Source organism: Rathayibacter sp. VKM Ac-2835 (assembly GCF_013266705.1).
Lineage (GTDB): Bacteria > Actinomycetota > Actinomycetes > Actinomycetales > Microbacteriaceae > Rathayibacter.
In genome coordinates, this window is sequence record NZ_JABSNQ010000002.1 from 456,181 (window position 1) to 475,106 (window position 18,926).

An 18,926-nucleotide genomic window follows, 5' to 3' on the forward strand; every position below is an offset into this window, starting at 1 on the left:
AGGTGAACGGACCGGACTGGTCGCTCGTCCTGGCGGTGGGCGCCATCGTCGTCGAGCTCGTCGTCCGCGTGATCGCGGTCATCGTGGTCCCGCGCAACCGCCGCCCGACCACCGGCCTCGCCTGGCTGATGGCGATCTTCCTGATCCCCTACGTCGGCATCCTGCTCTTCCTCTTCATCGGCAGCTACCGCCTCCCGCGCAAGCGCCGGCGCAAGCAGGAGGAGATCAACCGCTTCATCCTCGAGTCGACGGAGGGCATCGACCGGGTCGCGCGCAACCACCCGTGGCCGCTCTGGCTCGAGTCGGTCGTCACGCTCAACCGCAACCTCGGCGCGATGCCCCTCGTCGGCGGCAACGACGCCCGGCTGCAGGGCGGCTACGAGCAGACGATCCGGGCGATGGCCGACGAGATCGACCGGGCCCGCAGCTACGTGCACTGCGAGTTCTACATCCTCGCCGCCGACACGACGACGGCTCCCTTCTTCGACGCACTCGACCGCGCGGTCGCGCGCGGCGTGACGGTGCGGATCCTGCTCGATCACATCGCGTCGATCCGCGTCCCCGGCTACTACACCGGCACGCACCGCCGCCTCAGGGCGCTGGAGCGGGCCGGCGCGCACTGGTCCTACATGCTCCCCGTGCGCCCCTGGCTCGGCCAGTACCAGCGGCCCGATCTGCGCAATCACCGCAAGCTGCTGATCGTGGACGGCAACGCCGCCTTCATGGGCTCGCAGAACGTCGTCGACTCCAGCTACAACAAGCGCGGCAACATCCGGCGCGGCCTGCACTGGCACGACCTGATGGTGCGCCTCGAGGGCCCGGTGGTGCAGGGCATCAACGCCATCTTCATCACCGACTGGTACAGCGAGACGGACGAGCTGCTCCTGCGCGAGTCGGCGCCGATGGAGGCGCTGCAGCAGCGCGACACGATCGACTGCCAGGTGGTGCCGAGCGGGCCGGGCTTCGACGGCGAGAACAATCTCCGCCTCTTCCTCGCACTGCTCTACTCGGCGCAGAAGTCGATCATCATCACGAGCCCGTACTTCGTCCCCGACGAGGCGATGCTCTACGCGATCACCACCGCCACCCGCCGCGGCGTGCACGTCGAGCTCTTCGTCTCCGAGATCGGCGACCAGGCCGTGGTCTACCACGCGCAGCGCTCCTACTACGAGACGCTGCTCACCGCGGGCGTGCGGATCTGGATGTACCGCAAGCCCACGATCCTGCACGCGAAGCACTTCACCATCGACGACGACGTCGCCGTGATCGGCTCGAGCAACATGGACATGCGCTCCTTCACGCTCAACCTCGAGGTGTCGCTGATGGTGCGCGGCGCCGACTTCGTCGAGGACCTCCGGGAGGTGCAGCAGGACTACCGGGAGCACTCCCGGGAGCTGACGCTGCGGGAGTGGCGGCAGCAGCCGCTGCGCTCGACGATCCTCGACAATCTCGCCCGGCTCACCTCGGCCCTCCAATAGGGGATCCTCGAGCTTCGCTCAGGGATGGCGAGACTCCCTCAGTTCTTGTTACGCTCCGAAGGCGAGCGTTCGTCGACGTTCGCTCACCTTCGAACGGAGTCGCCACCGTGATCCCTCGCCCCGCTCATCGCAATCCGCTCTGCATCCCGCTCAGCGCCGGCGCCCGAGCCGTCCGGCTCCGCGGCTCGGAGGGCGTCGCCGCGCTCCGCCGCACGGTCGACGTGTCGGTCCCGACGACGGCGGGGTTCCGGATGGACCTCGCTATCGCCGCGACCGAGCGCGTCCGCGTGCTGCACGTCGTCTCGACGCCGTTCGCGATCCGCTGGCCAGGGTCGAGCGCGGTCGACGGCTCCTCCGTCTTCGTGCTGCCGATGGAGGGCTCGCTCGCCGTCGACGCGTCGGCCGACCTGCTCGAGGTCGACGAGGGCGGGCTCGCACTCTCCACGGAGGACCCGGTCGTCGTCCGCTCGTCCCGCCCGGTCCGCCTCCTCGTGCTCTGCGCCGACAACGGCGTCTCGGAGCGCCGTCGCGCCGACCCCGTCCGGGTCGTCCCCGCCACCTCGACCACCGCGACCGCGCGGACGATGCTGCGGGCGTTCCTCGCCGAGCTCGACCCCGAGAACGCGGTGCAGGCCGAGTACCTCGAGGGCACCGTCCTGCGCCTCGCCCGGCTGCTCGGCTCGGAGCGGGAGGAGGGCACGCGCGAGCGCCTCGGCCTGCACGACATGGTCGAGGCCGCCCTGCAGGTCATCCAGGCCGACTTCAGCGACCCCACGCTCGACCCGAGCACGGTGGCGCGGCGCTGCCGGGTCAGCCTGCGCACGCTGCAGCGCGCGGTGGCGGACGAGCGCGGCTCGACCCTCCGGAAGCTCATCTCGGACGTCCGCACCGAGAACGCACTGCGACTCGTCGGGACGCCGGACTCGGCCGCGCTGCCGCTGAGCGACATCGCCCGGCGCTCCGGCTTCTCCTCGCCCGAGCGGCTGCGGCGGGCCATCGCGACGGAGACCGGGCTGTCGCCGAGCGAGTACCGGCGCCGGCTGAACGGCGAGGACCTCGCCGCGGGCTGAGCGGACCCGCGCCCCCGGCTCGCGCTTGCGGGTCGCCGCGCCGTGCGCAAGGCCCTGGCCCGCCCGAGAAGCCCGGCGTAGCGTCGGAGCGTCCTCAGCACGGTGCGGGCGACCGGTCCTCGCGGGCCGGCTCTTCAGAAGGGAAACGTCATGGCGGCGAGCAGAACGACGCGCATCCTCATCCTCGGCGGCGGCTACGTCGGCCTCTACACGGCCTGGGGCCTCGAGAAGCTCCGCGGGGCGACGCCGATCGACGTCACCGTCGTCGAGCCGAACCCCTACATGACCTACCAGCCGCTCCTCCCCGAGGTGGCGGGCGGGCACGTCCAGCCCCGGCACGTCACCGTGCCGCTGGTGCAGGCGCTCAAGCGCACCCGGATCGTGCGCGGCGCGATCACCGGCGTCAGCATCGCCGACCGGTCGGCGACGGTCGCGGCGATCGACGGCACCAGCCGCACGCTGCCCTTCGATCACGTCGTCTTCGCGCTCGGAGCGGTGACCCGCACCTTCCCGACACCCGGTCTCGCCGAGCACGCGATCGGCTTCAAGACCGTCGAGGAGGCCGCGCACCTGCGCGACCGCGTCATCGAGAACATCGCGAAGGCCGCTCTGACCACCGACCCGGTCGAGCGGCGGCGCCTGCTCACCTTCGTCTTCGTCGGCGGCGGCTACACGGGGGTCGAGGCGCTCAGCGAGCTGCTCGACCTCAGCCGCCGCACCCTCGCCGCGCAGCCGTCGCTGTCGATGGGCGACGTCACCTGGCACCTCGTCGAGGCGCTCGACCGCGTCGCGCCGGAGGTCGGCCAGGAGCTCTCGGTCTGGACGCTCGACCACCTCCGCGAGCGCGGCGTGCACGTGCACCTGAAGACGACGATGCCCTCCTGCGAGGACGGCGTGGTCGAGCTCTCCAGCGGCGAGCGGATCCCCGCGGCGACGATCGTCTGGACCGCCGGCGTCAAGCCGAACCCGATCCTCGACGCGACGGACGCGCCGCGCGGACCGAAGGGCCACGTCATGGCCGACGCGCGCCTGCGCGTGATCACGGAGGACGGCGAGCCCGTCGGGGCGGCCTGGGCCGCCGGCGACGGCGCGCAGGTGCCCGACCTGACCGCCGCGAAGCAGCCCGCCTACTACCCGCCGAACGCGCAGAACGCGGTCCGGCAGGCCAAGCTGCTGGCGCGCAACATCATCGGCGACATCACCGGTGGCGCGGTCGAGGAGTACCGCCACGCCTCCGTGGGCACGGTCGCCGAGTACGGGATCGGCAAGGGCGCCGGGCTGATCAAGGGCGTGAAGCTGCGCGGGGTGCCCGCCTGGCTCGCCCACCGCGCGTACCACGGGGCGGCGATGCCGACCTTCGATCGCAAGTGGCGGATCATCGCCGGCTGGATCATCGACGCGGTCTCCCGACGCGACCTCTCGCCGATGAGCGCGCTGCAGGACCCGCGGCGCGCGTTCCGCGAGACCGCTGAGGCGACGGACCGCGAGGCGGCCGAGAAGCGCGCCGCGAAGGAGAAGGAGAAGGCGGCCGAGGCCTCCTGACCCGGCCGCTGCCGGCGCGCCGGATCAGGCGCGCCGGCGCGGCTTCAGCCGGACCGTCGGCAGCGTCGGCGCGGGCAGCGCTCTGCCCGGGTAGCCCGCGACCGTGCCGAACGGGCCGCCTGCGTCGCCGCCCGCGATGACGTCGTCCTGCCAGCGCTCGCGCGCCGCGGCGACGTCGTCGTGGCTGCGGCCGACGAAGTTCCACCACATCACCAGCTGCTCGGGGAACGGCTCGCCGCCGATCAGCACGACACGGGCGCCCTCGTCGCCGGCGGTCAGCACCAGCGTGCCGCGACCCGGCGCGAGGTAGGCGAGGTCGGAGCGCCGCACGTCCACGCCGTCGACGCCGACCGGGCCGGCGTCCACGAGCACGCCGTGCTCCCAGGCGATGTCGAGCGGGATCTCGACCCGCGCGCCCGGCTCCAGGTCGAGCTGCGCCGCGACGAGCGGGGTGAAGACGCTCGCGGGCACGGAGGCGCCGAGCAGCTCGCCGACGAAGACCTGCGCCACCGCGCCGGGCAGCGCGACCCGCACTCCGCGGTGGTGCTCGAAGAACGGATCGCCGAGGCGGGCCTCCTCGGGCAGCGCCACCCAGAGCTGCACGCCGTGCAGGACGGGCTCGGCGCCGGTGGAGACCTCGGAGTGCGAGATGCCGCGCCCGGCGGTCATCAGGTTCAGCTCGCCGGGCCGCACCAGCTGGTGGCTCCCGACGCTGTCGCGGTGATCGATCTCGCCCTCGAAGAGCCAGCTGACGGTCTGCAGCCCGGTGTGCGGGTGCGGCGGGACGTCCATGCCCGCCTCCTCGCCGAGGCGCACGGGGCCGTAGTGGTCGGCGAAGCACCAGGCTCCGATCGTGGAGCGCGAGCGCTGGGGGAGCGTGCGCCGCACCTCGATCGCGCGGGGTCCGCCGAGCGGCACGAGGCGCGCCTCGAGGATCTCCACGGGCGACGTCGCGGCGGGCTCGGAGGCGACCGCGTGCTCGTCCGGATGCTCCTCCAGATTGCTCATGCCTGAACTCTATGCCTGTGCATGGAAATAGCCCCTCACGCCCAGGGCGAACAGGGGGTCCGACCGGGGGGAGCGCTGGCTACAGTCGAGCTATCGGAGCCCACCCCTGCGGGTTCTGTAGGGAGTGACAGCATGTTCGAGAGATTCACCGATCGCGCACGGCGCGTCGTCGTCCTGGCCCAAGAAGAGGCCAAGATGCTTAATCACAACTACATCGGGACCGAGCACATCCTGCTCGGCCTGATCCACGAGGGCGAGGGAGTGGCCGCCAAGGCGCTCGAGTCCCTCGGCATCTCGCTCGACGCGGTGCGCGAGCAGGTCCAGGACATCATCGGCCAGGGGCAGCAGCAGCCCACCGGCCACATCCCCTTCACGCCGCGTGCGAAGAAGGTCCTCGAGCTGTCCCTGCGCGAAGCGCTGCAGCTCGGCCACAACTACATCGGGACCGAGCACATCCTGCTCGGCCTCATCCGCGAGGGCGAGGGCGTCGCCGCACAGGTGCTCGTCAAGCTGGGCGCCGACCTCAACCGGGTGCGCCAGCAGGTCATCCAGCTCCTCTCGGGCTACCAGGGCAAGGAGCAGGTCGCCGTGGGCGGTGAGCAGCAGCAGCCTCAGGGCGGCTCGCAGATCCTCGACCAGTTCGGACGCAACCTCACGCAGGCGGCGCGCGACAACAAGCTCGACCCGGTCATCGGGCGCGAGAAGGAGATCGAGCGGGTCATGCAGATCCTCTCCCGCCGCTCCAAGAACAACCCCGTCCTGATCGGCGAGCCCGGCGTCGGCAAGACCGCCGTCGTCGAGGGCCTCGCCCAGGCGATCGTGCGCGGCGACGTGCCCGAGACGCTGAAGGACAAGCAGCTCTACACGCTCGACCTCGGCTCGCTCATCGCCGGCTCCCGCTACCGCGGAGACTTCGAGGAGCGCCTCAAGAAGGTGACGAAGGAGATCCGCACCCGCGGCGACATCATCACCTTCATCGACGAGATCCACACCCTCGTCGGCGCAGGGGCCGCGGAGGGCGCGATCGACGCCGCCTCGATCCTCAAGCCGCTGCTCGCCCGCGGCGAGCTGCAGACCATCGGCGCGACCACGCTCGACGAGTACCGCAAGCACTTCGAGAAGGACGCCGCGCTCGAGCGCCGCTTCCAGCCGATCCAGGTCGCGGAGCCGTCGCTGCCCCACACGATCAACATCCTCAAGGGCCTGCGCGACCGCTACGAGGCGCACCACAAGGTGTCCATCACCGACGGCGCGATCGTCTCCGCCGCCAACCTCGCGGACCGCTACATCAGCGACCGCTTCCTCCCCGACAAGGCCATCGACCTGATCGACGAGGCCGGCGCGCGCCTGCGCCTCTCGATCCTCTCGGCCCCGCCTGAGCTGCGCGAGTTCGACGACAAGATCGCCGTCGTCCGCACCGCGAAGGAGGCCGCGATCGAGGACCAGGACTTCGAGAAGGCCGCGTCGCTCCGCGACGAGGAGAAGCAGCTGCTCGGTGAGCGCCTGCGCCTCGAGAAGAAGTGGAAGTCGGGCGACGTCAAGGCGACCGGTGTCGTCGACGAGGGCCTGATCGCCGAGGTCCTCGCCCAGGCGACGGGCATCCCGGTCTTCAAGCTGACCGAGGAGGAGTCCTCGCGGCTCGTCTTCATGGAGAAGGCGCTGCACCAGCGCGTCATCGGGCAGGAGGAGGCCATCGCGGCCCTCTCGCGCACGATCCGCCGCACGCGCGCCGGCCTCAAGGACCCCAAGCGCCCCTCGGGATCGTTCATCTTCGCCGGCCCCACGGGCGTCGGCAAGACCGAGCTCGCCAAGGCGCTCGCGGAGTTCCTCTTCGACGACGAGAACGCGATGATCTCGCTCGACATGTCGGAGTACGGCGAGAAGCACACCGTCTCGCGTCTGTTCGGCGCCCCTCCCGGGTTCGTCGGCTTCGAGGAGGGCGGCCAGCTCACCGAGAAGGTCCGCCGCAAGCCGTTCAGCGTGGTCCTCTTCGACGAGATCGAGAAGGCCCACCCCGACATCTTCAACTCGCTCCTCCAGATCCTCGAGGAGGGTCGTCTGACCGACGGCCAGGGGCGCGTCGTCGACTTCAAGAACACCGTCATCATCATGACCACCAACCTCGGTGCGCGTGACATCGCCGGTGGTCCCGTCGGGTTCCAGATCGAGGGCGACAACGCCACCGGCTACGACCGCATGCGCGGCAAGGTCAACGAGGAGCTGAAGAAGCACTTCAAGCCCGAGTTCCTCAACCGCGTGGACGACGTCATCGTCTTCCCGCAGCTGTCGAAGCCGGAGCTGCTCCAGATCGTCGACCTGTTCATCGGCCGCCTCGGCGACCGCCTGCTCGACCGCGACATGACGGTGGAGCTGACGCAGTCGGCCAAGGAGCGGCTGATCGAGGTCGGCTTCGACCCGGCCCTCGGCGCCCGCCCCCTGCGCCGCGCGATCCAGCGCGAGATCGAGGACCAGCTGTCCGAGCAGATCCTGCACGGCCAGCTCGGCTCCGGAGACCACGTGCACGTGGACTTCCTCGAGAACAAGTTCGTCTTCACGACGACGCCGCGCCTCATCTCGATCAGCGCCGGCGCGACGGCGGGAGCGGCGACCGCCGGCCCGGCGACGCCCGACCTGATGGCGTAGCACAGGAGCGCCGCAGCACGACAGCGAGCCCGTCCCTCCCTCCGGAGGGGCGGGCTCGTCGTCGTTCGGCCGTACGCTTGTCGGATGGCCGATTGGAAGTACCCGGTGCGCCGTGCGCGCACGAGCGACGTCCCCTTCATCCAGGAGCTCAGCGAGCCGCTCGTGAACGAGCGCATCCTCCTGGGCAAGGACCGCGTGGTGCTCTACGGCGCGGTGCAGGAGTTCCGCATCGCGGAGGACGGCGAGGGCACGGCCATCGGCTGCGGCGCGCTGCACGTGATGTGGGACGACATCGCGGAGGTGCGCACTCTCGCCGTCTCGCAGGACTGGCTCGGCCGCGGGGTCGGCCACCACATCCTGGAGCGCCTCGAGAACGACGCGCGGGAGCTCGGTCTGAAGCGCCTGTTCTGCCTGACCTTCGAGGTCGGCTTCTTCGAGCGCCACGGCTACGCGCCGATCGGTGAGAAGGTCGTCGACCCCGAGGTGTACGCCGAACTGCTGCGCTCGCCCGACGAGGGCGTGGCCGAGTTCCTCGACCTCGCCCGGGTGAAGCCGAACACGCTCGGCAACACCCGCATGCTCAAGACGCTCTGAGCGCGCGCACGTCGTAGCCTGTGTCGGTGACTCCGCCTCCCCGCCGCCTGCCCTCCCGGGTCTACCGGCGGCGGAGGGCCGGCCTGATCCTCGCGCTGCTGGTGATCGTCGCCGGGATCGCCGCGCTGGTCTCGCTCCAGCCCTGGGCGGGCGGACGCGGAGCCGCCGAGAGCGCGAGTCCGACGGCGTCCGCGCTGCCGACGCTCTACCCGTCGACGGCGCCGGAGGGCTCACCGCCCGCGGACGCTGCCGCCTGCACCGCGGACACCGTCGCGGTCACGGCCGTGACCGACGCGACGAGCTACGGGCCGGACGAGGCGCCGCAGCTCTCGCTGTCGCTCGCCAACATCTCCAGCGCCGACTGCGTGATCAACGCCGGGACGAGCGGGCAGGTCTTCACGATCACCAGCGGCTCGGACCCGGTCTGGACCTCGACCGACTGCCAGACGGGCGCGGCGGACCTCGAGATCCTGCTGCAGGCGGGCACCTCGGTCACGGGCAGCTCGATCACCTGGGACCGCACCCGCTCCTCGGCCGACACCTGCTCCGGCGGGCGCGAGGCGGTCGAGGCGGGCGGCGCGGCGTACAACCTGTCGGTGTCGGTCGCGGGGATCCCCTCGGGCTCGACGACGCAGTTCCTGCTGCAGTAGGCCGGTCATCGCGCCCCGGCTGTCGCCCTTGAGGGGGAGGTGGCGCGGGACACGCGCGCGTACGCTCGCGGACATGATGTGGATGCTCGGCCGGCTCCTGTCCGCGACGACGTCGAGGGGCCGGGGCTCCGGAGAGCGCGGAGCGGGGCTCCCGGGGGGAGCGGCCGTGGTGCTGCTCCTGGCCGCACTGGCGGGGGCACCCGCGGCGACGGCGGGACCGCTGGCGGCGGTTCACGAGGCCGAGCCGGTCGCCGCGGCTTTCGTCGGCGCCGCTCCCGTCGGCGGGCCGGCACGCGGCGTGGACGACTTCCGCTTCTCCCGCTACGCCGTCGACTACGACCTCGGCCGCGACGCCGAGGGGCGTTCGACGCTGACGACGGTCGAGACCTTCGTCGCAGAGTTCCCCGAGGACCAGAACCGCGGGATGCAACGGGCGATCCCGCTCGAATACCAGGGCTACCCGACCGGCGTCGACCTGGTGTCGGTGACGGACGGAGAGGGGCGGACGCGGCCCGTCGACACCGAGACCGAGGACGGGATCCTCCTCGTGACGAGTGCCGCGGACGGCTTCGTCAGCGGCAGTCAGACCTATGTCTTCACCTACACCCAGCACGACGTGACGCTGCCCGGCTCCGGCACGAGGAGCGGCGAGGACGAGTTCTACTGGGACGCGAACGGCACGCAGTGGCGGCAGCCCTTCGACCGCTACGACGTCCGGATCCGGCTCGCCGACGGCCTGGCCGAGGCGGCGACCGGCACCTCCGCCTGCTACCGCGGCGCGGCCGGGTCCACCGACGGCTGCTCGATTGGCCGCGACGGCGCCGTGGTGACCGCGAGCGGGACCGATCTGGCGGCGTACGAGAACGTGACGGTCGCGGTCGGCTTCGCTCCCGGGACCTTCACGCCGCGCGACGACGGCTACTTCGCCTCCGCCTGGGCGTGGGTGCAGCTGGGGTCGCTGCTGGTGCTGCTAGGGGTGCTCGTCGCGGCGGTCCACCGGCGGGCAACGGTGCTGCGCGACGCCCCCGGGCGTCCGACGGTGATCGCCGAGTACGAGCCGCCCGCCCAGGGGCTCTTCCTCTCGGCGGCCCTGCGCGGCAGGTCGTGGAACGCGCCGGCCGCGGCGCTCCTGGACGCGGCGGTCCGCGGCCTGGTCCGGGTCGAGGAGAAGGAGTCGGCGAAGGGCGGGTCGGCGAAGAAGCCGGCCTTCCTGCTCCGGGTGCTCGACCCCGCGACGGCCTCGCCGCGACGCGCCGGCCGGCCGCGGGCGATCCCTCCCGTGGACCGCGAGTTCTTCGACATCGCCTTCGGTGCGGCGCCCCGGCCGGGCGAGGTCCGCGATCTGAGCGAGAAGGACAAGGAGCTCGGGAAGGCCGTGTCGGCGTTCCAGACGGGGATGTCCAAGCGGGTGACGCAGGAGGGGCTGCGGCGACCGGGAACGGTGCGCGGCTCGGTGCTCCTGGCCCTGCTGGCGGTGGTCGCGTCGATCGGCGCCGTCCTGGGCGGTGCGCTGCTGCTGGTGGGGAAGCTCGGCGGGCCGCTCCCGTTCGTCCTGGTGCTCGTGGCGGTCGCGCTGGGCGCCGCGATCTGCGTCCTCCTCGCGAAGGTGCCGCTGACGGCGGCGGGCGCGGAGCTGCGCGATCACCTGAAGGGGCTGACGCTGTATCTGCGGCTGGCCGAGGCCGACCGCTTCGCCATGCTGCAGTCGCCCCGGGGCGCCGACCGTCGCAGCGTCGGGCCGATCGAGGTGGTCGAGGTCACCGAGCGGCTGCTGCCGTGGGCCGTCCTCCTCGGTCTCGAGAAGGAGTGGTCGGCGGCGCTGGCGAGCGCGTACGAGCAGACGGGGGAGAGCCCGGGCTGGTACGCGGGGCGGAACGGATTTCAGACGGCGGCGTTCGCGGGGAGCGTCGCGTCGTTCTCCTCGTCCGCGTCGAGCTACGTCGGGTCGTCGTCGAGCTCGTCGAGCGGAGGCGCGGGCGGCGGCGGCAGCTCCGGCGGTGGCGGCGGAGGCGGCGGCGGAGGCGGGGTCTAGCCCGCTCGGTGCCGCCGCTCGCGGGGCCTGCGCGGCGTGCGGCTCGGCGTGCCGCCCTCAGCCGACCGGGATGCGGGCGGGCACGGGCACGAGGGCGTGGGTGATCGCGCTCGAGAGCGTGAAGGCGCTGGAGTCGAGGTGGGAGGGGTGGCCGAGCCGGGTGGCCTCGTTGGCCCGCTGCTTGGCGCCGGAGGCCGGGCGGATGTCTCCGGAGAGGCTGATCTCGCCGAAGGCCGCGATCCCGGGGCGCAGCGGCGTGTACGCGTGCGCCGAGGCGATGGCGACGGCGATGGCGAGGTCGGCGGCCGGCTCCATCAGCTTCACTCCGCCGACGGTCGAGACGTAGACGTCGCAGCGGCGCAGCGGGATGCCCGCCTGGCGCTCGAGCACCGCCAGGATCATCGCGACCCGCGACGCGTCGACACCGTTGGTGACGCGGCGCGGGTGGTCGCCGTCGTTCGCGATGACGAGGGCCTGGATCTCGACGGGCAGGGCGCGGCGCCCCTCCATCGCGACGGTGACGCAGATGCCCGGGGTGGGGAAGCGGGTGCGGCTGAGGAAGAGGCCGCTCGGATCGGGGATCTCGGCGATGCCCTCGGCGGTCATCTCGAAGCAGCCGACCTCGTCGGTCGGGCCGAACCGGTTCTTGAGGGAGCGGACGAAGCGCAGCGCTGTCTGGCGGTCGCCCTCGAAGTGGCAGACGACGTCGACGAGGTGCTCGAGCAGGCGCGGACCGGCGATCGAGCCGTCCTTGGTGACGTGGCCGACGAGGACGAGGGGGAGAGCGCGCTCCTTGCAGACCCGGATGAGCGTCGCCGCGACCTCGCGGACCTGGCTCGGACCGCCGGGCAGGCCGTCCACCGTGTCGCTCGCCACGGTCTGCACGGAGTCGACGATGAGGAGGTCCGGCCGGACCTCGTCGATCTGGCCGAGGACCGTGGCGAGGTCGGTCTCGGCAGCGAGGAAGAGGCTGTCGTGCATGGCGCCGGTGCGCTCGGCGCGCATCCGCACCTGGGCGGCGGACTCCTCCGCGCTGACGTAGAGCACGCGCTGACCCTCGGCTGCGGCGCGGGAGGCGACCTCGAGCAGCAGGGTCGACTTGCCGACGCCCGGCTCGCCGGAGAGGAGGACGACGGCGCCGTTGACGATGCCGCCGCCGAGCACGCGGTCGAGCTCGCCGACGCCCGTGGGCCGGTGCGCGGCGGAGGTGGTCTCGATCTGCGTGATCGGCTTGGCGAGCCGCGCCGCCGTGGGGGCGACGGCGGCGACCGCGCGGACGAGGCCGGTGCGCTCGGTGCTCTCGATCACGGAGCCCCACTGCTGGCACTCGCCGCAGCGGCCGACCCACTTCGCGGTCGTCCAGCCGCACTCGGAGCAGCGGTAGGCGGCGGTGCGCGTCTTCGAGGAGGCCATGGGGTCCTTCCGGGCCGGGGGGAGTGCGGGGGGAGTGGAGCACCGGCGACGCTACGGCCGGCCTCCGACATCGGAGCGCTCCTTCGAACGTGTCTTCGACGATAGCGGGTGCCGCCGACACCGCGACGCGCCGCGCCCGGACGGTGGACAGTGCGTCCACCCGGCTCGCGGGGGAGGAGTCCTGCGGGTGCCCGAGCGGCGCGCAGGCGGTGTCGGTCGTCTGCGGAAGACTGAGCCCATGTCCTCGACGGTGCACACCCTCAAGTCCGGCCGCGCGCTCGGAGTCACCTGGTCCGGCCCGGAGGGCGCCGAGCACGTCGTCGTGCTCGCGCACCCGGCGCCCGGCGCCGCCGGCCTCGACCCGGACCCCGCGGCCACCGCCCGGCACGGCGTGCGACTCCTCTCGTTCGACCGCCCCGGCTACGGCGCCTCGGCGCTGCTCACCGATCTCGATCCCGCCGGTGCCGGCGCCGGCGCGAGTCCGGAGCAGGCCGCCGCTGACATCGCCGAGTACCTCGCCACCGTGGGCATCGCCTCCGTCAGCGCGGCCGGCTGGTCGGCGGGCGGCCGCGTCGCCCTCGCCCTCTCGGCCAACTACCCGGGCCTCGTCGAGCGCGTCGCCGTGCTCGGCACGCCCGCGCCCGACGACGCCGTGCCATGGGTCGGCGAGCAGAACCGGGCCATGCTCGAGCAGCTGCGCGAGCTGCCGCTGGACGAGGCCGTCCGCTCCCTCGCGGCCGCGCTCGACACGGCGTTCGGTCCGTCGCCCAGCCCCGAGTCGCTGCTCGGCGTGCTCGGCGGGGACGCCGCCGACGCGGACGTGCTCGAGGCGCCCGGCGTCCGCGAGCGGATCCTGGCGATGCTCGAGCGCGCTGTCGCCCAGGGCAACCTCGGCCAGGCCGCGGACATCGTCGGCTACACCCTGCAGGAGTGGGGCTTCGCGGTCGAGACGGTCGACGCCCCGGCGCTCCTCCTCTACGGCGCGGACGACGCCGCCGTCGGCCGCCTGCACGGCGAGTGGTACGCCGCCCGCCTGCCGGACTCGCGCCTCGAGGTCGTGCCCGGTCGCGGCCACCTGCTCGCCGTCTCCGAGTGGGAGCGCGTGCTCGCCTTCCTCCTGCCCGGGCCCGCCTGAGCCGCGGCTCTGCGGTCCGACCCGCGCCCGGTCGCGGTTCCCGCGCCGATTGGCGGGATTCCTGAGCCTCGCGTACACTCGTCCTCGGTACCGTGTCCGAGCGGCCGAAGGAGCATGTCTCGAAAACATGTGTGGGCTTGCGTCCACCGTGGGTTCAAATCCCACCGGTACCGCCAGTCAGAACCCCCGAGTCAGCGAGAGCCGACCGGGGGTTCTGTCGTTCCCGTGCCTTTCGCTGATGAGTCGCACAAAGACGAAGGGCGATTCCTCCCTGGGGCGCAGCCGGCCGTGTCGGCGGTCGAGCGGATGACATCCTTGCCTGGGCTCTCGGTCGTCGACATGGCGAGAGCTGCCTCTGGCATGGTGAAGGACGCAGGTCTGGCAGATGACACCGACAGCGCGAGCAGCGATCAGGGGCCTGACGCACGGCGCGTTCGTGGGAGCGACGGGCGACAGACGTCGTCTGAGTGAGAGGAAGAAGGCGCTTGGTCACCCGACGCCGACCGTGGTCTCGTCGATCGAACGCTCGACGCAGAAATCGAAGAAGAGTCCGAGCGCTCCGGCACGGTAGAGGCGATCGCACGAAGCCGATCGTTTCGAGGTCCTCTCCCTCCGGTCGCGAGGATCGAGGGATACGAGCGCGTCGTTTCGGGCAGTGCCGAGAAGATCGTCGATGCGCATGTCGCGAACGAACACGCTCGCGCGGGAGCGCTGACTCGGCTCACCAGGGCGGAATCCTTCGGTGTGATCGTCGGAACCCTCGGGGCGCAGCTTCTCGCCATCGGGGGCCTCGCAGCCGGCGTCGTGCTCATCGTTCAGGGCTTTCCGGCGGAGTCGTTGCTCGGCTTCGTGCCGGCGGTGATCAGTTCCGGTGCGCTCGTCGTCTCAGCAGTCAGGGGCAACAGGGTCGACTAGTTCTGTGAGCTGATCCCACCTGCGCCGCGGGGAGCCTGGTGCGCTGCTTCTCGCGACGACCGCCCTCGCTGCACACCGTGCATCGAACGACCATCACTGTGTGCGGGTCGTGGTTGCGTTGTCATGTTACGTTCCTCGAAACGATGTTGACGTGGACATCCGGGCGGCACCGGAGTCGCACGACGGTACGAGGAGGTACCCATGGAGACGGACAGGAGAGGGCTCTTCGCCCTCGCGGGCACGGCGGCGCTGTCGAGCGCGGTGGCAGCGGTCGCCGGATCGGGCGCCGCGCCCGCACACGCCGCGACCGGCACCGCGGTCGTCGACCCGGCGCAGCGCGGACCCGTGTGGGAGGGCTTCGGCACGGCGCTCTGCTGGTTCGCGCACCGGATCGGCGGCACCGCGACCGTGCGCGACACGTACGCCGATCTGCTCTTCGACCGCGACAAGGGTCTCGGGTTGAACATCGTCCGCTACAACATCGGCGGCGGCGAGAACCCGGCCTACCCCGGGCACATGGATCTGCGCGCCCGCATCCCCGGCTACCTCGCGTCCGCCACGGCGGCGTACGACTGGTCGGCCGACCCGAATCAGCGCTGGTTCCTGCAGGCGGCGAAGTCGCGGATCCCGGCGAGCGAGTTCCTCGCGGAGTCGTTCGCGAACTCGCCGCCCTGGTGGATGACGGTCTCGGGCAGCGTCACCGGGGGCAGGGACGCGGCCGAGAACCTGCGCACCGACAGCTACGCGGCCTTCGCCCGGTACCTCGTCACCGTCAACGAGCGCTTCCGCACCTCGTGGGGCGTCCCGTTCCGCACGCTGTCGCCGGTGAATGAGCCGAGTGCGCCCTACTGGACCTTCGGCAACCGCCAGGAGGGCAACCGGATGTACCCGGCGAATCAGGCGATCATGCTCAAGGCCCTGGCGGACGAGCTCGCCCGGCAGGGGTCGCCGACGCGGATCGCGGCATCGGACGAGACGAGCATCGACGTCGGCCGCGACACGGTGAACAGCTGGTCCTCGCAGGCCCGGGGCCTCGTCGGCCAGTACAACGTGCACAGCTACGAGGGCTCCGACCGGACCGGCTTCAAGACCGCGGCGCGCGGCGTGCGGATCTGGGACTCCGAGCACGGCAACGGCGACGCGAGCGGCATGGCGCTCTCGCAGAACATCCTCTGGGACGTGAAGTGGCTGGGCGCGAGTGCGTTCGCCTACTGGCAGGCGGTCGACTCCGGCGGCTGGGGGATGCTCGACACCGACCTCAACAACGCGTCCGCCGACCTGTCGAAGTACACGCGCAACAAGAAGTTCTGGGCGATGGCGCAGTGGAGCCGGTACGTCCGCCGCGGCTACCGGGTCATCGGGGTGAGCGACAACGACACCGTCGCCTTCCACGACGAGGCCGGCCGGCGCGTCGTGCTCGTCACGGTCAACACCACCTCGACGCCGGCGACGGTCACCTACGACCTCACCCGCTTCGCTCCCGCCACCGCGACCGCCTCGGGGGTGCGCACGAGCGGCTCCCAGGACCTCGCGGCGCTGCCCTCGGCCGCGCTCGCCGGCAACCGGTTCACGGCGTCCGCTCCCGCGATGTCGACCACCACGTGGGTCGTCCCTTCGATGACCCTCAACTAGAAGGAGAGTTTCAATGACGAAACGACGAGGACGGATCAGGCTGGCGCTCATGGCGCTCGCCACCGCCGCGCTGGTCGCGGTCTCGGGCCTGGCGCCCGCGACCGCGGCCCCGCAGACCGTCACCAACGGCACGCAGTTCCTCACCACCCAGGGCCAGCCGATCCACGGCCACGGCGCCGGGCTGCTCAAGGTGGGGCAGTACTACTACTGGGTCGGTCAGAGCACCGACGCGGACAACCGGTTCATCTCGGTCCCGCTCTACCGCTCGACGGACTTCAAGAACTGGGAGTTCCGCGGCGACATCCTCACCAAGAACTCGGCGCCGGAGCTGAACGTCTCCACGATCGAGCGGCCGAAGCTCGTCTACAACGCCGCCACCCAGAAGTACGTGCTCTGGATGCACTGGGAGAACGGGCAGAACTACTGGGAGGGCCGGACCGCGGTCGCCACGTCGAGCACGATCGACGGCTCCTACGCCTACCAGGGCAGCTTCCGGCCGCTCGGCTACGAGTCGCGCGACATGACGGTCTACCAGGACGACGACGGGTCGGCGTACCTCTTCTCGTCGACGGCCATCCCCACGACGAACGCGTCGACGGCGATCTTCAAGCTCAACGCGTCCTACACGAACGTCGAGTCGTTCCAGGGCCTGCACTGGGAGAACCAGTCCCGCGAAGCGCCGACGATCTTCAAGCGCAACGGCGTCTACTTCGCGCTCTCGTCCGGGACCACCGGCTGGAGCCCGAACCAGAACAAGTACTCCACGGCCACGAAGATCACCGGTCCCTGGTCGACGCCGACCGACTTCGGCGGGCCGACCGGCAACCGCTCGCAGCCGACCTATGTGGCGACGATCAGCGGCACGGCCGGCACGTCCTACCTCTACATGGGCGACCGCTGGGCAGGCGCGAACAACGGCGCGGTGAACGACTCCAGCTACGTCTGGCAGCCGCTGCGGTTCCCGACGAACACCTCGGTCGCCATGCCCGAGGTGGACGGGGTCGTCATCGACACCGCGGCGGGAACGGTGAACGCCGCTCCGGCGCTGCCGCGGTCGACGATCAAGTCCGCGTCGAGCGGTCTCTGCGTGAACGTGGCCGACGACTCGACCACGACCGGCTCGAAGGTCGTCCAGTGGACCTGCGGCAACGGGTCGAACGCCGTGTTCGCCCGCGCCTCGGCCGGCGGCTACGTGCAGTTCCAGACGCAGCACAGCGGGCTCTGCCTCGCACAGTCCGGCACCTCGGGCTCCGGCGGCGCGCTGGTGCAGGCGCCCTGCACGTCCGGGCAGACGACGCAGTGGCAGGTGAGCGGTCAGACGATCGTCAACCGCGCGAGCGGCGCCTGCCTCGACGTGCCCGACGAGAGCACGACCGCGGGCCGGCAGCTCGGCACCTGGTCCTGCAACGGAGGCAACCACCAGAAGTGGAGCTTCGTCGCCTAGCTGAGGCGTGAGGGTCGCGCGGTGGGGGGAAACCGCCGCGCGACTCCACGCCTCGTGCGGGGGCGGGCGGGCCCATCGGGTCCGGTGCCCGCCGACCCCCGCCGGTGGAACCCCCGGTCAGCGCGAGCCGACCGGGGGTTCCGTCGTGCCCGGACGCGCGATCGCTCTGCTGGGGGAGCCGCACGACGGTCCGCTTGTGGTCCCCACCCGAGCGCCCCGTTGCTCCAGATCGTGTCTGAATCTGGAGCAGATCTGGAGTTGGGCGATGTGCTCCGCAGGCGCGCGGCGGTCAGCGGGTGGCGGCGGTTCCGCTGTGCGTGCGGGTGGCGATCGCGTGGGACAGGAGGGTGGCGGCCACGCCGACGGCGACGCCGATCGCGGTCTCGAGGGCGCGATCGCGCAGCAGGACGAACTCGTCGGTGTGGTGGGCGAGCTCGACCATCAGGATCGCGAGCGGGGTGATCAGGGCGAGGGTCAGGCCGTAGTTGCGGCCGACGACCAGCTCGGCGAGCATCTGCAGCAGCACGACGACGCCGATCGTGGCGAGCGGGGACAGCGGCAGCGCGAGCAGCGCCGCGGCGATCGCGACGCCGACGACGGTGCCGAGCATCCGGTGGCCCGCGCGGACGAGGCGGGCGGTCGCGTCGGCGCCCGAGACGGCGGCGACGGCCGAGACCATCGCCCAGTAGGGGTGGCCGAGGCCGGTCGCGGTGGGGATCGCGCCGGCGATCAGCACGACGGCGCCGAAGCGGACCATCCCGGCGCGGGTCGCGGGGCGGGCGGCGGCGGCGCGGAAGGAGGGGCGCCACGGCGTCGCGGGCAGCAGGCGGGCGCGCGGTGCGGCGATCCCGCTCACTCCGACGAGCAGCGAGAAGGCGGCGGAGGCGGCGGCGAGGGCGAACGCCTCCGGGATCCGCGTCGCCTCGACGGGCACCGAGGCGCAGGCGGTGACGGCGAACACCGGGAAGAGCGGACCAGGCGGGTGCCAGTGCAGGGCGTCGCTGAGGTAGGCGGCGCCGACGGCGGCGAGCGTCACCACCGGGATGATCAGCCAGTCGCGCTGCGGCGAGAGGGCGACGGCGGTGCCGATCGTCACCATCGCGACGAGGTAGGCGGCGGCCGAGGCCTGCATCAGCAGGCGCGGGCGGTGCGTGTGCCGGCGGCCGTAGAGCGCGGTGAAGGCGCCGAAGGTCGCGTAGAGCGCGAGGTCGGTCCGGCCGAACACCCAGAGCACCAGCAGTGGCACGGCCATCGAGACGCCGGCGCGCAGGGCGACGCGGTGGGCGCCGTCGTGCGGGCCGAAGGCGACGAGCTCGCGGGGATGCGGCAGTGCGCTGCGGAGGGAGGGGGTGGCGGGCATCGGAGTCCTC

The 18,926-nt window shown here is 71.9% G+C and carries 15 protein-coding genes and 1 tRNA gene; 12 read left to right on the forward strand and 4 right to left on the reverse strand.

Annotation, left to right across the window (positions count from 1 at the left end; translation table 11 throughout):
- The first annotated feature begins 2 nt into the window (after positions 1 to 2).
- The 3 genes from cls to HRK28_RS09980 all read left to right on the forward strand — a co-directional run bounded on the left by cls (position 3) and on the right by HRK28_RS09980 (position 4,090).
- Positions 3 to 1,478, forward strand: coding sequence for a cardiolipin synthase (gene cls, locus HRK28_RS09970; RefSeq protein ID WP_160090853.1), 1,476 nt, complete (start codon positions 3 to 5; stop codon positions 1,476 to 1,478).
- Between the two features lie 107 nt (positions 1,479 to 1,585).
- On the forward strand, positions 1,586 to 2,548 hold the full coding sequence (locus HRK28_RS20810; protein WP_160090852.1) for an AraC family transcriptional regulator: 963 nt from the start codon (positions 1,586 to 1,588) through the stop codon (positions 2,546 to 2,548).
- A gap of 150 nt (positions 2,549 to 2,698) precedes the next feature.
- Positions 2,699 to 4,090: an NAD(P)/FAD-dependent oxidoreductase gene (locus tag HRK28_RS09980; RefSeq protein WP_173251318.1), complete on the forward strand. Its 1,392-nt coding sequence runs from the start codon at positions 2,699 to 2,701 to the stop codon at positions 4,088 to 4,090.
- A gap of 24 nt (positions 4,091 to 4,114) precedes the next feature.
- Here the strand turns inward: HRK28_RS09980 and HRK28_RS09985 are convergent, their stop codons facing one another.
- The gene (locus HRK28_RS09985) at positions 4,115 to 5,098 is read right to left on the reverse strand and encodes a pirin family protein (RefSeq protein ID WP_173251319.1); all 984 of its coding nucleotides are present in this window, start codon (positions 5,096 to 5,098) and stop codon (positions 4,115 to 4,117) included.
- 132 nt (positions 5,099 to 5,230) lie between these two features.
- On the opposite strand from HRK28_RS09985, the gene HRK28_RS09990 reads away from it, so the two are divergent.
- The 4 genes from HRK28_RS09990 (at position 5,231) to HRK28_RS10005 (ending at position 11,017) form a co-directional block, all read left to right on the forward strand.
- On the forward strand, positions 5,231 to 7,741 hold the full coding sequence (locus tag HRK28_RS09990) for an ATP-dependent Clp protease ATP-binding subunit (RefSeq protein WP_160090849.1): 2,511 nt from the start codon (positions 5,231 to 5,233) through the stop codon (positions 7,739 to 7,741).
- Between the two features lie 84 nt (positions 7,742 to 7,825).
- Complete coding sequence (locus HRK28_RS09995) at positions 7,826 to 8,335, forward strand: amino-acid N-acetyltransferase (RefSeq protein ID WP_160090848.1); 510 nt, start codon at positions 7,826 to 7,828, stop codon at positions 8,333 to 8,335.
- A gap of 26 nt (positions 8,336 to 8,361) precedes the next feature.
- Positions 8,362 to 8,985, forward strand: coding sequence for a hypothetical protein (locus tag HRK28_RS10000; protein ID WP_244231684.1), 624 nt, complete (start codon positions 8,362 to 8,364; stop codon positions 8,983 to 8,985).
- A gap of 73 nt (positions 8,986 to 9,058) precedes the next feature.
- Positions 9,059 to 11,017: a DUF2207 domain-containing protein gene (locus tag HRK28_RS10005; RefSeq protein ID WP_173251320.1), complete on the forward strand. Its 1,959-nt coding sequence runs from the start codon at positions 9,059 to 9,061 to the stop codon at positions 11,015 to 11,017.
- 57 nt (positions 11,018 to 11,074) lie between these two features.
- On the opposite strand, the gene radA is transcribed toward HRK28_RS10005, so the two are convergent.
- On the reverse strand, positions 11,075 to 12,430 hold the full coding sequence (gene radA, locus HRK28_RS10010; RefSeq protein ID WP_123705510.1) for a DNA repair protein RadA: 1,356 nt from the start codon (positions 12,428 to 12,430) through the stop codon (positions 11,075 to 11,077).
- Positions 12,431 to 12,668: 238 nt separating this feature from the next.
- On the opposite strand from radA, the gene HRK28_RS10015 reads away from it, so the two are divergent.
- A complete protein-coding gene (locus HRK28_RS10015) occupies positions 12,669 to 13,565 on the forward strand; it encodes an alpha/beta fold hydrolase (protein ID WP_173251321.1) in 897 nt (298 codons plus the stop codon).
- Between the two features lie 86 nt (positions 13,566 to 13,651).
- Positions 13,652 to 13,741: transfer RNA gene (locus HRK28_RS10020), tRNA-Ser, on the forward strand.
- Positions 13,742 to 14,054: 313 nt separating this feature from the next.
- Here the strand turns inward: HRK28_RS10020 and HRK28_RS10025 are convergent.
- Positions 14,055 to 14,246, reverse strand: coding sequence for a hypothetical protein (locus tag HRK28_RS10025; RefSeq protein ID WP_160090845.1), 192 nt, complete (start codon positions 14,244 to 14,246; stop codon positions 14,055 to 14,057).
- Positions 14,247 to 14,309: 63 nt separating this feature from the next.
- On the opposite strand from HRK28_RS10025, the gene HRK28_RS10030 reads away from it, so the two are divergent.
- The 3 genes from HRK28_RS10030 (at position 14,310) to HRK28_RS10040 (ending at position 17,556) form a co-directional block, all read left to right on the forward strand.
- Positions 14,310 to 14,480 (forward strand): hypothetical protein, encoded by a 171-nt coding sequence (locus HRK28_RS10030; protein ID WP_173251322.1) that lies wholly within the window; start codon positions 14,310 to 14,312, stop codon positions 14,478 to 14,480.
- A 201-nt stretch (positions 14,481 to 14,681) separates the two neighbouring features.
- Positions 14,682 to 16,112, forward strand: coding sequence for a glycoside hydrolase (locus HRK28_RS10035; RefSeq protein WP_173251323.1), 1,431 nt, complete (start codon positions 14,682 to 14,684; stop codon positions 16,110 to 16,112).
- A gap of 13 nt (positions 16,113 to 16,125) precedes the next feature.
- Positions 16,126 to 17,556 (forward strand): RICIN domain-containing protein, encoded by a 1,431-nt coding sequence (locus HRK28_RS10040; protein WP_217274643.1) that lies wholly within the window; start codon positions 16,126 to 16,128, stop codon positions 17,554 to 17,556.
- A 289-nt stretch (positions 17,557 to 17,845) separates the two neighbouring features.
- On the opposite strand, the gene HRK28_RS10045 is transcribed toward HRK28_RS10040, so the two are convergent.
- Positions 17,846 to 18,916, reverse strand: coding sequence for an FUSC family protein (locus HRK28_RS10045; RefSeq protein WP_173251324.1), 1,071 nt, complete (start codon positions 18,914 to 18,916; stop codon positions 17,846 to 17,848).
- Positions 18,917 to 18,926: the final 10 nt, after the last annotated feature.

What these genes read in the sequence shown, in the direction of transcription:
- HRK28_RS09980 (WP_173251318.1), top strand. Translation starts at nt 2,699, where the DNA reads ATGGCGGCGAGCAGAACGACGCGCATCCTCATCCTCGGCGGCGGCTAC.
- HRK28_RS09985 (WP_173251319.1), bottom strand. Translation starts at nt 5,098, where the DNA reads ATGAGCAATCTGGAGGAGCATCCGGACGAGCACGCGGTCGCCTCCGAG.
- HRK28_RS09990 (WP_160090849.1), top strand. Translation starts at nt 5,231, where the DNA reads ATGTTCGAGAGATTCACCGATCGCGCACGGCGCGTCGTCGTCCTGGCC.
- HRK28_RS09995 (WP_160090848.1), top strand. Translation starts at nt 7,826, where the DNA reads ATGGCCGATTGGAAGTACCCGGTGCGCCGTGCGCGCACGAGCGACGTC.
- HRK28_RS10005 (WP_173251320.1), top strand. Translation starts at nt 9,059, where the DNA reads ATGATGTGGATGCTCGGCCGGCTCCTGTCCGCGACGACGTCGAGGGGC.
- radA (WP_123705510.1), bottom strand. Translation starts at nt 12,430, where the DNA reads ATGGCCTCCTCGAAGACGCGCACCGCCGCCTACCGCTGCTCCGAGTGC.
- HRK28_RS10015 (WP_173251321.1), top strand. Translation starts at nt 12,669, where the DNA reads ATGTCCTCGACGGTGCACACCCTCAAGTCCGGCCGCGCGCTCGGAGTC.
- HRK28_RS10025 (WP_160090845.1), bottom strand. Translation starts at nt 14,246, where the DNA reads ATGCGCATCGACGATCTTCTCGGCACTGCCCGAAACGACGCGCTCGTA.
- HRK28_RS10035 (WP_173251323.1), top strand. Translation starts at nt 14,682, where the DNA reads ATGGAGACGGACAGGAGAGGGCTCTTCGCCCTCGCGGGCACGGCGGCG.
- HRK28_RS10040 (WP_217274643.1), top strand. Translation starts at nt 16,126, where the DNA reads ATGACGAAACGACGAGGACGGATCAGGCTGGCGCTCATGGCGCTCGCC.
- HRK28_RS10045 (WP_173251324.1), bottom strand. Translation starts at nt 18,916, where the DNA reads ATGCCCGCCACCCCCTCCCTCCGCAGCGCACTGCCGCATCCCCGCGAG.